This window comes from Enterobacter soli, assembly GCF_964208575.1.
Taxonomy (GTDB): domain Bacteria; phylum Pseudomonadota; class Gammaproteobacteria; order Enterobacterales; family Enterobacteriaceae; genus Enterobacter; species Enterobacter soli_A.
The window spans coordinates 97228-109947 of sequence record NZ_CAXOFU010000004.1; the positions used below are offsets into that span (position 1 = coordinate 97228).

At 55.3% G+C, this 12720-nt stretch carries 10 protein-coding genes and 2 tRNA genes; 6 read left to right on the top strand and 6 right to left on the bottom strand.

Annotation, left to right across the window (positions count from 1 at the left end; genetic code table 11):
• Nucleotides 1–227: 227 nt before the first annotated feature.
• Nucleotides 228–1643: a glutamate--tRNA ligase gene (gene gltX / locus AB6V08_RS05315; protein WP_368541702.1), complete on the top strand. Its 1416-nt coding sequence runs from the start codon at nt 228–230 to the stop codon at nt 1641–1643.
• A gap of 45 nt (nt 1644–1688) precedes the next feature.
• Here the strand turns inward: gltX and AB6V08_RS05320 are convergent, their stop codons facing one another.
• Together AB6V08_RS05320 and AB6V08_RS05325 are read right to left on the bottom strand one after the other, a co-directional pair.
• A complete protein-coding gene (locus tag AB6V08_RS05320) occupies nt 1689–2084 on the bottom strand; it encodes a YfeC-like transcriptional regulator (RefSeq protein WP_368541703.1) in 396 nt (131 codons plus the stop codon).
• A gap of 1 nt (nt 2085) precedes the next feature.
• Nucleotides 2086–2448: a YfeC-like transcriptional regulator gene (locus tag AB6V08_RS05325; protein ID WP_368541704.1), complete on the bottom strand. Its 363-nt coding sequence runs from the start codon at nt 2446–2448 to the stop codon at nt 2086–2088.
• 217 nt (nt 2449–2665) lie between these two features.
• Here AB6V08_RS05325 and AB6V08_RS05330 point away from each other — a divergent pair.
• From AB6V08_RS05330 to AB6V08_RS05340, 3 genes are all read left to right on the top strand, one after another.
• Nucleotides 2666–2741 (top strand) — tRNA-Ala (locus AB6V08_RS05330).
• Nucleotides 2742–2782: 41 nt separating this feature from the next.
• Nucleotides 2783–2858: transfer RNA gene (locus AB6V08_RS05335), tRNA-Ala, on the top strand.
• A 212-nt stretch (nt 2859–3070) separates the two neighbouring features.
• Nucleotides 3071–5260, top strand: a complete 2190-nt coding sequence (locus tag AB6V08_RS05340; RefSeq protein ID WP_368541705.1) for a sensor domain-containing phosphodiesterase — start codon at nt 3071–3073, stop codon at nt 5258–5260.
• A gap of 45 nt (nt 5261–5305) precedes the next feature.
• Here AB6V08_RS05340 and AB6V08_RS05345 read toward each other — a convergent pair whose 3' ends face one another.
• A complete protein-coding gene (locus AB6V08_RS05345; RefSeq protein ID WP_368541706.1) occupies nt 5306–6493 on the bottom strand; it encodes a NupC/NupG family nucleoside CNT transporter in 1188 nt (395 codons plus the stop codon).
• Nucleotides 6494–6841: 348 nt separating this feature from the next.
• Between AB6V08_RS05345 and AB6V08_RS05350 the strand changes: the two genes are divergently transcribed.
• Nucleotides 6842–8080 (top strand): Nramp family divalent metal transporter, encoded by a 1239-nt coding sequence (locus AB6V08_RS05350; protein ID WP_368541707.1) that lies wholly within the window; start codon nt 6842–6844, stop codon nt 8078–8080.
• Nucleotides 8081–8113: 33 nt separating this feature from the next.
• On the opposite strand, the gene AB6V08_RS05355 is transcribed toward AB6V08_RS05350, so the two are convergent.
• Both AB6V08_RS05355 and mgrA read right to left on the bottom strand, forming a co-directional pair.
• Nucleotides 8114–8467 carry a DUF2502 domain-containing protein gene (locus AB6V08_RS05355; protein ID WP_368541708.1) on the bottom strand — a complete coding sequence of 118 codons (354 nt, stop codon included), beginning with the start codon at nt 8465–8467 and terminating at the stop codon, nt 8114–8116.
• Nucleotides 8468–8593: 126 nt separating this feature from the next.
• Nucleotides 8594–9592, bottom strand: a complete 999-nt coding sequence (gene mgrA, locus AB6V08_RS05360; RefSeq protein ID WP_368541709.1) for an L-glyceraldehyde 3-phosphate reductase — start codon at nt 9590–9592, stop codon at nt 8594–8596.
• A gap of 184 nt (nt 9593–9776) precedes the next feature.
• Between mgrA and ipdC the strand changes: the two genes are divergently transcribed.
• The gene (gene ipdC, locus AB6V08_RS05365) at nt 9777–11435 is read left to right on the top strand and encodes an indolepyruvate decarboxylase (RefSeq protein ID WP_368541710.1); all 1659 of its coding nucleotides are present in this window, start codon (nt 9777–9779) and stop codon (nt 11433–11435) included.
• Here the strand turns inward: ipdC and AB6V08_RS05370 are convergent, their stop codons facing one another.
• Nucleotides 11436–12671 carry an ion channel protein gene (locus AB6V08_RS05370; RefSeq protein ID WP_368541711.1) on the bottom strand — a complete coding sequence of 412 codons (1236 nt, stop codon included), beginning with the start codon at nt 12669–12671 and terminating at the stop codon, nt 11436–11438.
• Nucleotides 12672–12720 lie beyond the last annotated feature (49 nt).

The window sequence follows — 12720 nt, forward strand, 5'->3', positions numbered from 1 at the left end:
TGAAAATGAGTCAACGCATTTTCTAAAGTTTTTATTCGTTCGTCGTAAAATTAAACAAAACGATCGCGAAATGGGCTATTGCGCATGATTTCTAAACAAAAATAGCAATCTCGACGTCGATACAGGGATCAACATTGAGGATTCGGCGCACAGTGATAGAATATTGCCCATCGTTTTTTCCCCAGGATTTGCCGATTCGCGGCACCTTTATAACGTAAGGCCATTTCATGAAAATCAAAACTCGCTTCGCGCCAAGCCCGACAGGCTACCTGCACGTCGGTGGCGCACGTACTGCTCTCTATTCCTGGCTGTTTGCACGCCATAACAAGGGCGAGTTCGTGCTGCGTATTGAAGATACCGATCTTGAGCGCTCAACGCCGGAAGCAATCGAAGCCATCATGGATGGTATGAACTGGCTGAACCTGGAGTGGGATGAAGGCCCGTATTTCCAGACCAAACGTTTTGACCGCTACAACGCGGTAATCGATGACATGCTGGTCGCGGGCACGGCGTATAAATGCTACTGCTCGAAAGAGCGTCTGGATGCGCTGCGTGAAGAGCAGATGGCAAACGGTGAAAAACCACGCTATGACGGCCGTTGCCGTCACGATCATAGCGAACATGCCGCCGATGAGCCGTGCGTTGTGCGTTTCGCCAACCCGCAGGACGGTTCCGTTATCTTCGACGACCAGATCCGTGGCCCAATCGAATTCAGCAACCAGGAGCTGGACGACCTGATCATTCGTCGTACCGATGGCTCTCCTACCTATAACTTCTGCGTTGTGGTGGACGACTGGGATATGGAAATCACCCACGTTATCCGTGGTGAAGACCATATCAACAACACTCCGCGCCAGATCAACATCCTGAAAGCGCTGAATGCGCCGGTGCCGGTTTACGCGCACGTGTCGATGATCAACGGTGACGACGGTAAAAAGCTGTCCAAACGTCACGGCGCGGTCAGCGTGATGCAGTATCGTGATGACGGCTATCTGCCGGAAGCGCTGCTGAACTACCTGGTGCGTCTGGGCTGGGCCAGCGGTGACCAGGAGATCTTCAGCCGCGAAGAGATGATCAACCTGTTCTCCCTAAACTCGGTGAGCAAATCCGCCAGCGCGTTCAATACCGATAAGCTGCTGTGGCTGAACCATCACTACATCAACACCATGCAGCCCGAGTACGTGGCGACCTATCTGCAGTGGCACATCGAGCAGGCTAACATCGATACCCGCACCGGCCCTGAGCTGGCGGATCTGGTGAAACTGCTTGGCGAACGTTGCAAGACGCTGAAAGAGATCGCCGAGAGCTGCCGCTACTTCTATGAAGAGTTCGACGAGTTTGATGCGGATGCGGCGAAGAAACACCTGCGCCCGGTTGCGCGTCAGCCGCTGGAAGTGGTTCGCGACAAGCTGGAAGCCATTACTGACTGGACTGCTGAAAATGTCCATCACGCGATCCAGGCGACCGCTGATGAGCTGGAAGTGGGCATGGGTAAAGTCGGTATGCCGCTGCGCGTTGCGGTTACCGGCGCGGGCCAGTCTCCGGCTCTCGACGTCACCGTGCACGCCATCGGCAAAACGCGCAGCGTAGCGCGTATCAACAAAGCCCTGGGCTTTATCGCTGTGCGTGAAAGCCAGCAGTAATTGCGCTTAAGTGAAGAAAAACGGCAGGGGAAACCTGCCGTTTTTTTATGCCTGCAGTTCGGCAATACCGAGGCGGTTCAGAAACCCGTGAATGCCTTCCCGCGCAAGCAGAACGTGAAGACGCTCCTGCTCAACCAGCGTTAAGTTTTCCAGAGAGTCGATAATTTGAGGAAGCAGGCCCGACGATTTAGGCTCCCCGTAGAAAGAGGGCGCTTCTGCCAGCTGGTAGACTGCCTGACGTTTGCGGATGGCTGGAATGCTCATGATGTGCTCACGCACGCGGGCGTCGATATGGATTAAGCGTGCCCGTCCACCTTTGACGCCATTAATACCTTCTGTTTTCCAGCCCTGCTGGCGTATCCAGCGGTTCACGGTTTGTCTGGCGACGCCTAAACTGTCCGCCAGCTCTTCTGTGGTCATTTTACTGCGTAATCTTTTCATATCAGTTCTGATCGCGTATCCCTAAGCGTTGCAATAATCCGGTAATCCCTTCCCGCAGCAACAATGATGTCAGCTGCTTTTGCTCATCCGGCGTCATTTCGTTTGCCAGCGTCAGAAGTAAGGTATGTAGCGTACCGTCCTGGTAAGCGTTTTCTGGTAAATCAGGCGTATCTGATGCCCTGCGTGCGCTGCGGATAAATTCCCTGACCTTTTCATTAACATGGACCAGCCGCGCCTTACCACCCTGAACTCCTGGTTTTGGCGATGTAATCCAACCCTCTTTGCGTACCCATTTATTGATGGTCTGTCGGCTATAGCCAGTGAGCAGGGCTAACTCTTCAGGCGTCATTCGTTCCTTGATCATGCAATTTCCTGAGTGTTCATGGGGTTAATTAGTGGTTCATTTTATAGCACTGTTTTACGTGAAAACGTGACAGGCTTAACTCCTGACTGCGAGTCGGCTCGCAAAGTGATTCATTTGCCTGATTTTTCGACGGTTGAAAGGGCAGAGTTCATTTTGCCGTTGACACTCTGCGGCGGAATTCATATTATGCCGCCCGTCAACATGACAGCTTTACGATGGGGCTATAGCTCAGCTGGGAGAGCGCCTGCATGGCATGCAGGAGGTCAGCGGTTCGATCCCGCTTAGCTCCACCAAACTCTGAACCCAACAGAGTGCGGTGTGTAAAGTAACATGTGGGGCTATAGCTCAGCTGGGAGAGCGCTTGCATGGCATGCAAGAGGTCAGCGGTTCGATCCCGCTTAGCTCCACCAAAATTTGAACCCTCGTCGACAGACGGGGGTTTTTTTATGCCTTTGTAACATCCTCACCCCATTTTTGTTGCGAAAATGCCTGTTTTTTATACCTCGCCTCAATCCAGGTCAATAAAGCGGTCTAATTCTAGACTTAAACTTGCTTCGCACAATTAATAAACATACTATCCGCTCAGTCAATGTAATGATGGAATAATAGTTCATTTACCTTAATGAAAATCAAACACGTCAATAATGTAAAGATATTTATGATTGCGTTGCTGCTATGTCTGATAGCGGTTCCGCTTTCTCGTTATATTTCGCCGCGGGCGATTGTTAACGGGCACGATGTCTATTTAGCGTGGTTACCATTAAGCGTAATGCTGGCGGTTATTTTATTGTTTGGCCGCCGCGGCGTTATTCCCATTCTGCTGACATTAACTGTCACTAATATACACAACCTTAATTTAGCACCGCTACAACATGTCGTGTTGCTGTTTTGCCAGACCTTCTCCGTCTTTGCCGCCTGCGGCGCGATCCGACTGGTGCTCGGCAAGCGCTGGCGCCACAGCATGCCGAATAAATACGTCGGGCTCCGTATTTTCTGGCTGGGTTTTATCGTACCCATAGGTATTAAAATTTCGATGTATCTGGCCGGCTATTTATTTGATTTCCCGGTGACCATCTCGACTTTCTTTGGTGAAGGTTCCGCAATTTATAACGTTGTCGATATTCAAAGCCTGATATGCGCATCGCTGATATTTACAATGATGTTCTATTACCCATTAAGAATGATAATTAATCCTCGCTATGCGAGGGCATTCTGGCAGCAGAGCCTTAAGCCTTTACTTTCTCATAAGCAGCCCATTTTTATAGTAATTTGGCTAATGCTTCTGGTGTTTATTGTCGCAATTTTGTGCGCTCCCATTGAGTCACAAATAATTGCGGGCTATTTAATGCCGCTGATATTTATTCTCTTTACGCTCGGAATTAGCCGTCTGAGCTATGCCCTTATCTCTCTCATCTGGTCCGTCACGGCGCTGGTTTTGTTAACCTACAACTACAACTTTCTCAACGGGGTAGAGTCCGGGTATTCCCTCTCGTTTATCCTCTCAGTGCTGATCTCTTTCGCCATTTGTATGCTCTACATGTCGCGGATTTATCGACGCAGCGAATGGATGAAGCGCGGCTGGCAGGACAGGGCATTGACCGATCCGCTGACCGGGCTGCCGAACATCCGCGCGCTGGAGGTCTTTTTGCAGGGGCATCCCGACGCCAAAATTTGCTGCCTGCGCATGGATAATCTGGAGTTTTTGAGCCGCCATTACGGCATTCTCATGCGGGTCCACTGCAAGCGGGCCGTCACCGCCTCGCTGCAGCCTTTTCTGCAAAAAGACGAGCAGCTTTTCCAGCTGCCGGGAAGCGAGCTGGTGCTGGTGCTGCTGGGGCCGGAAACGGCTCAGCGCTTGCAGCATATGATCGACCAGCTGAACAGCCGCAAAATTTTCTGGAACAACACCGGGCTGGATATCGAGTTTGGTGCGTCGTGGGGTGAAGTCGCCGATGGTGAAAACCTGCACCACACCCTGGGGCAGCTGAGCTGGCTGTCCGAGCAGTCCTGCGCCGCGCATAACGTGCTGGCCCTGACGAACAGCGTGGAAACCGTGTCGGGGCAAACCACCGACCGGGTGCTGATGCTGGGGCGAATCAAGCGCGCGCTCGACGCGGGCGGTATTCGCCTTTACGCCCAGCCCATCGTGGATGCGCAGGGGAAGGGATATCACGAAATCCTTACCCGCCTCGAAAGCGATGGCGAGATCATCACGCCGGATCGTTTTATTCCGCTGATTGCCCAGTTCAACCTGAGCCACCGTTTTGACCTGAACGTGGTTGAACGGCTGCTGGCGTGGCTGAAGGCGCATCCGGTGTCGCACAATGACACGCGCTTCTCCGTCAACCTCATGCCGCTGACCCTGATGCAAAAAGAGGTGGCGACCGAGCTGATCGTTCTTTTCGAAACGTATTCCGTTACGCCGGACGCGGTAGTCATTGAGATAACCGAGGAACAGGCGTTTTCGAATTCTGAAATCAGCATCAACAACATTCAGCAGCTGCGCGATTACGGCTTCCGCATTGCTATCGATGATTTTGGGACAGGATACGCCAACTACGAGCGGCTGAAGCGCCTGGAGGCCGATATCATCAAGATTGACGGTTGCTTCGTGAAAGATATCTGTACTGACAGCATGGATGCGATGATCGTCCAGTCGATCTGCAATCTGGCGAAAACCAAATCCCTGTGCGTGGTGGCGGAGTTTGTAGAAACGCCGGAGCAGCGCGACATGCTGCTGCGCTTCGGCGTGGATTATTTGCAGGGCTATCTGCTGGGTAAACCCACGCCGCTCGGCGAACTGCAGGCATAAAAAAACCGGGAGCGAAGGCTCCCGGTTTTGTTTAAGCAGTATGGATTACAGTACCAGCGCTGCGATAGACGCAGACAGTACGCTCACCAGGGTAGAGCCGTAAACCAGCTTCAGACCGAAGCGAGAAACCACGTTGCCTTGCTCTTCGTTCAGGCCTTTAATCGCACCGGCGATGATACCGATAGACGAGAAGTTGGCGAAGGACACCAGGAACACGGACAGAATGCCTTCCGCGCGCGGAGAGAGCGTGCCGGCAATTTTCTGCAGATCCATCATTGCAACGAATTCGTTAGAAACCAGTTTGGTCGCCATGATACTGCCAACCTGCAGCGCTTCGCTTGCCGGAACACCCATCACCCATGCAACCGGGTAGAAGATGTAGCCCAGAATGCCCTGGAAAGAGATACCCAGAACCGCGGCGAACAGGGCGTTCAGTGCAGAAATCAGAGCGATAAAGCCGATCAGCATCGCGGCAACGATAATCGCAACCTTGAAACCAGCCAGAATGTATTCACCCAGCATTTCGAAGAAGCTCTGACCTTCGTGCAGATTTGCCATCTGCAGGTTCTCTTCGCCTTCTTCAACGCGGTATGGGTTGATCAGTGACAGAACGATAAAGGTGCTGAACATGTTCAGAACCAGCGCCGCGACGACGTATTTAGGTTCCAGCATGGTCATGTACGCGCCCACGATAGACATGGAAACGGTAGACATCGCCGTCGCTGCCATGGTGTACATGCGGTTGCGGGACATTTTGCCCAGAATGTCTTTATAGGCGATGAAGTTCTCGGACTGACCCAGGATCAGCGAGCTCACGGCGTTGAAAGATTCCAGTTTGCCCATGCCGTTAACTTTCGACAGCACGGTACCGATGGCGCGAATAACGACAGGCAGAACGCGGATGTGTTGCAGGATACCGATCAGCGCGGAGATGAAGACGATAGGGCACAGGACTTTCAGGAAGAAGAACGCCAGGCCTTCGTCGTTCATTTTACCGAAGACAAAGTTGGTACCTTCGTTGGCGAATCCGAGCAGTTTTTCGAACATTTCGGAGAAGCCTTTCACGAAGCCGAGCCCCACGTTGGAGTTCAGGAAGAACCACGCGAGCAAAACTTCAATAATGAGAAGCTGAACAACATAGCGAATGCGGATCTTTTTGCGGTCATGGCTGACCAGCAACGCAAGCGCCGTAACGACAACAAGTGCCAGTACAAAGTGAAGGACGCGGTCCATATTTGCTCCAAATTTGAGGCAGGTTTAATTTCCGTGCACATTCTATGTAACAAGCATAAAGAAAACGAGATCAAAGCCACACTATAGTCACATCCTGTGACGAGTCTCAAAAATAGTGATCAACAATACATTTTTGTTATGTTAGGTAAATGAGTGAAAAGTTAAGTTTGTGTGCTACGCTTCACAAATGACTGCACGATTTCACATTCTGTGAGGTCGGCCAGCTTTCCCGCCAATCTATCGTTCAACGCTATCAGAGAAATCAATACAAACGTTTTAAATGATCTTGATAATCATTCTCATTTTGATAGCATTAAACATAGCAAAGGCTATATTTCAGAGGCAGAGATGACAAACAGTCGCGTAGAGGGTAGCAGTGGACGAGCAGCGCGCAAGCTGCGGTTCGCATTAATGGGACCTGCATTCATTGCTGCCATTGGCTACATCGATCCGGGTAACTTTGCGACCAATATTCAGGCCGGGGCCAGCTTCGGCTATAAGCTGCTGTGGGTCGTGGTCTGGGCAAACCTGATGGCGATGCTGATCCAGATGCTCTCCGCGAAGCTCGGTATCGCAACCGGCAAAAACCTGGCGGAGCAGATCCGCGATCACTACCCGCGTCCGGCGGTGTGGCTGTACTGGGTGCAGGCCGAAATTATCGCCATGGCGACCGATCTGGCCGAATTTATCGGCGCGGCGATTGGCTTCAAGCTGATCCTCGGCGTGTCGCTGCTGCAGGGGGCTGTGCTCACCGGGATTGCCACCTTCCTTATACTGATGCTGCAGCGCCGCGGGCAAAAGCCGCTTGAAAAAGTCATCGGCGGTTTGCTGCTGTTCGTGGCGGCGGCCTATATCGTCGAGCTGATTTTCTCTCAACCGAACATGGTGCAGCTCGGTAAAGGGATGGTGATTCCTTCACTGCCAACCTCCGAAGCGGTCTTCCTGGCGGCCGGGGTGCTCGGCGCAACCATCATGCCGCACGTCATTTATCTCCACTCGTCATTGACTCAGCATATGCACGGCGGCACTCGCCAGGAGCGCTACTCGGCGACCAAGTGGGACGTGGCGATTGCGATGACGATTGCCGGTTTTGTTAACCTGGCAATGATGGCGACGGCGGCTGCGGCTTTCCACTTCAACGGCCACACCGGGATTGCGGATCTGGATCAGGCGTACCTGACCCTCGAACCGCTGCTCAGCCACGCCGCGGCCACGATCTTTGGTCTGAGCCTGGTGGCTGCCGGCCTGTCGTCAACGGTGGTGGGCACGCTGGCGGGGCAGGTGGTGATGCAGGGGTTCGTGCGCTTCCACATTCCGCTGTGGGTGCGCCGCTCGGTGACCATGCTGCCGTCGTTTATTGTGATCCTGATGGGCCTCGATCCTACCCGAATTCTGGTGATGAGCCAGGTGCTGCTGAGCTTCGGTATCGCCCTTGCGCTGGTGCCGCTGCTGGTCTTTACCAGCAACAAATCGCTGATGGGGGATTTAGTGAATACCACGCTGGTGAAGCGGGCGGGGTGGGTCATCGTGGTGATTGTCGTGGCGCTAAACCTGTGGCTGCTGATAGGCACCGCGTTAGGATTGTAAAAAAGAAAAGGAGCCAATGGCTCCTTTTTATTGTTAGTGGCGATGACCGCCGCCGTGACCGTGGCCTCGACCAGGCCCGTGACCCCAGCCGCCGCGACGATCGTCACGGTCGTTCCAGCCTTCACGGTAGCCGCGCTCGTAGGCTTTGCGGTTATCCCAGCCGCGGTGGCGACCATTATCATGTTTCCACCAGCGGTCTTTGCGCCATTCATAATGACGATGCCAGTAGTCGCGGTCGCGCCAGCCGCCGCCGTCCCAGTAGTTACCGTAATTGTCGCGATCGCCAATTTGTAATTTTATTGATGGCAACAGGGTGATTTCGCCGGCTGTGGCGACCAGCGGAGCTGAAGCCAGCAGTACCGCTGCAAGAATCAGTGACCTGAACATACTCTTCTCCTTCACGATCGGGGCCGCGTTGCGACCTGTTAATGCAATTTTACGATTTGGTAAATACCCGTTTAATCGCCTCAACTCCTAATTCATGGGGGAGAGCACTTTTTGCTAAAAGTGCTTTTATTTCGTACCGTTCAGAATCGCGTCAATCGCCGCCAGCTCCCCGGCCGTGAAGTGGCGGTTCTCGAGCATACCCACCGCATCGTCAATTTGCGCCGTTTTACTGGCACCAATCAGAACCGACGTCACCGCATCGTGGCGTAATACCCACGCCAGCGCCATCTGGGAGAGCTTTTGCCCACGCTGTTCGGCCAGCGCGTTTAGCTGACGCACTTTTGCCAGCTTCTCGTCGGTAAGCTGGTCCGGATTGAGAAACTTGCTGCCGCTGGCGGCGCGGGAATCCTGCGGAATGCCGTTCAGATAGCGGTTGGTCAGTTGGCCGCCCGCCAGAGGAGAGAAGGGGATGCACCCCACGCCGTTTTCCCCTAAGACATCCAGCAGCCCCGCTTCCGGCGCGCGCTCGAACATGGAGTATTTTGGCTGGTGGATAAGACACGGCGTGCCGAGATCGTTGAGAATCTCAATCGCCCGACGCGCCAGCTCCGCCGGGTAGTTTGACAGCCCAACGTATAACGCTTTTCCCTGGCGCACCAGATGGTCAAGCGCTTTCATGGTTTCCGCCAGCGGCGTTTCCGGGTCTGGACGGTGGTGATAGAAGATGTCGACATACTCCAGCCCCATGCGTTTCAGGCTCTGGTCGAGGCTGGAAATCAGGTATTTTCTGGAACCCCAGTCGCCGTAGGGGCCGTCCCACATGGTGTATCCCGCTTTCGTGGAGATAATCAGCTCGTCGCGCCACGGCAGAAAATCCTCCTGCAAAATACGGCCAAAGTTACGCTCCGCAGAGCCCGGCGGTGGGCCGTAATTATTGGCAAGGTCGAAATGCGTAATGCCCAAATCGAAGGCGCGCTGTAAAAGTTGACGGCTGTTTTCAACCAGCGTGGCGTCGCCGAAATTGTGCCAAAGCCCAAGAGAAACGGCGGGCAATTTCAGGCCGCTCTGCCCGCAGCGGCGGTACTGCATTGTCTGATAACGGTTTTTATCCGGCTGATAGCCCATTCTCGTGACCTCTGGCGTGGGAGTGAAAAATCCGTGTATACGTTTACACGAATGCGAAGAAAATGAGAATAGCGCACCTTTTTTTGTAAAGCATTCGTTCCACAGCCTTCTTTCCGCCGATTCTGGACAGCCATCACGCTTCTTTAATACTCAAAGTGAGGTCAACGTCAGAAGGACACCTGTTATGCGAACCCCGTACTGCGTCGCCGATTACCTGCTTGACCGCCTTACAGATTGTGGTGCCGATCATCTGTTTGGCGTGCCTGGCGACTATAACCTGCAGTTTCTCGACCACGTGATTGATAGCCCCGATATTTGCTGGGTGGGCTGTGCAAACGAGCTTAACGCGTCCTATGCCGCTGACGGCTACGCCCGATGTAAGGGCTTTGCCGCACTGCTGACGACATTTGGCGTTGGGGAATTAAGTGCCATGAACGGCATCGCGGGCAGCTTCGCGGAGTATGTTCCGGTGCTGCATATCGTCGGCGCGCCGGGAACGGCTGCCCAGCAGCGGGGTGAGCTGTTGCACCACACGCTGGGGGACGGCGAATTCCGTCATTTTTATCATATGAGTGAGCCGGTTACCGTCGCGCAGGCCATTCTTACCGAACAAAATGCCTGCTATGAAATTGACCGGGTGCTCACCACCATGCTGCGCGAGCGTCGTCCCGGCTATCTGATGCTGCCTGCCGACGTGGCAAAAAAAGCGGCCACCCCGCCTGTAAGCGCTCTCACTTATAAGCCCGCTCATGCGGACAGTGGCTGCCTCAGCGCGTTTCGCGAGGCGGCAAAAAACCGGCTGGCGGCGGGCAAGCGCACCGCGCTTTTGGCCGATTTCCTGGTGCTTCGCCACGGCTTAAAACACGCCATGCAGAAGTGGGTGAAAGAGGCTCCGATGGCGCACGCCACCATGCTGATGGGCAAAGGGATTTTTGACGAGCGCCAGCCCGGCTTTTATGGCACCTACGGCGGCTCGGCCAGCAGCGATGCGGTCAGAGAGGCCATTGAAGGTGCCGATACGGTGCTGTGCGTCGGCACGCGGTTTACCGATACCCTGACCGCCGGCTTTACCCACCAGCTCACCGCCGCGCAAACCATCGAGGTGCAGCCCCACGCGTCGCGGGTCGGAGACGTCTGGTTTACCGGCATTCCGATGATTCAGGCGATAGAGGTTCTGACCGAGCTGTGCAAACAGCAGATGGCGGCCTCGTCAGCGCCTGCCGCCCATCGTCCGTTTACCCACGAGGTGCCGCAGGGAGAGCTGACCCAGGAGAGCTTCTGGAGCACGCTGCAAACCTTTATCCGCCCGGGCGACATCATTCTGGCCGATCAGGGCACGTCTGCCTTTGGCGCGTTCGCGCTGCGGTTGCCGGCGGACGTGAACTTTATCGTCCAGCCGCTGTGGGGCTCGATAGGCTACACCCTGGCGGCGGCGTTCGGTGCGCAAACGGCGTGCCCGCAGCGGCGGGTCATCGTGCTGACGGGCGACGGCGCGGCGCAGCTCACCATTCAGGAGATGGGCTCAATGCTGCGTGATAAACAGCGGCCTATTATTCTGGTGCTGAATAACGAAGGCTATACGGTGGAGCGGGCTATACACGGGCCGGAGCAGCGCTACAACGATATCGCGCTGTGGAACTGGACGCAGATCCCGCAGGCGCTCAGCCTGAATCCTCAGGCCGAGTGCTGGCGAGTGAGCGAAGCCGAAGAGCTGGCGGAGGTGCTGGAGAAAGTGGCGCATCACGAACGGCTGTCGCTGATCGAGGTGATGCTGCCCAAAGCGGATATCCCTCCTCTGCTCGGCGCCATTACCAAAGCGCTGGAGGCGCGAAACAGCGCCTGACTATTTGTCGTTACGCCAGGCCATCATCATCGGTTTGCCCGCCAGCAGGAGCCAGGCGGGCAACATCACGATGCACAGGAGCGGAATCAGCGTCGTATCCGGCACCACAACGGCTGCCATAAACAGGCTCAGCCACGCGTCGCGCGTCACCACCAGAACCAGCCCCAGAATCGAACAGGCCACGGTGATCGACGCCGGAACGGCATCCACGTGTTCGTGCAGCATCAGCCCCAGCGCCACGCCGATAAATACCGCCGGGAAGATACGCCCGCCGCGAAAGCCGCAGGCGGTGGCAACCACCAGCGCGCCGAGCTTAATCAGCGCAAACAGCAAATAATCGGACACGCTAAACACCTGGCTGAAGGCCAGCTGCTGCATCTCATCCAGCCCTTTGAACAGCGTCACCCGGCCGCCAATCGCGCCCAGGATCCCCAGAATAAACCCGCCCACGCCGAGGATCAGCACCGGGTGTTTGAGCCTGTGCATCAGGCGGTGCAGGCGCGGAAGGCACCACACCGCCACCATGCCCAGCGCAATGGCGATAGCCACGACCACGGCGCCGCTGAAGATATCGGCGATCTGCATCTGGCCGTAGTGGGGGAGGGAAAGCGAAAAGTGCGGATGGAAGAACAGGCTGGTGGTCAGCGCCCCCGCGGCGGCGGCCATCAGCGGTGCAAAGAGCCTGTCCCAGAGCGGCACGTCGCTATTGCCGCTGAGGGTTTGCGAGAAAATAAGCGCCGCGGCGACGGGGGTGCCAAAGAGCGCGCCGATGGTGCCCGCCGAGGCCAGGATCGTCCAGTCTAGCGCGCCCACGCGCGGGAAAATGCGCGAGCCGAGGAAAACCGCCAGCGCGATATTCACCGCCATAATGGGATGCTCCGGCCCGAGGCTCACGCCGCCCGCCAGGCCAACAATCAGCGCGATGATAAGACCCGGCAGCGCAGACGGGTTAACCGGGGCGCTAATCAGCGGCTCCAGCGCCGGGTCCGGCCCCGCGTGTCCAGGGCTAAAACGAATCACCAGCCCGACCGCCACGCCGGTTAAGGTCAGCATCATGATTATCCACGCGGGGGAGTCGATGCTCACGCCGAGATTTTGCGGAAGCGCGGTCCATAACATCGTTTGCAGTACCGAGGCGACTTTCATTACCACGATGAGCACAAGGCTCGAGGCAATACCGATGATGAGCGCCGGGATTGCCAATAACAGCATGGTTCTGGCTCGCGGATGGAGCATGATGATTTCCTTGTACAAAACAATTTTCATGACTTTGCACTTTCAACCT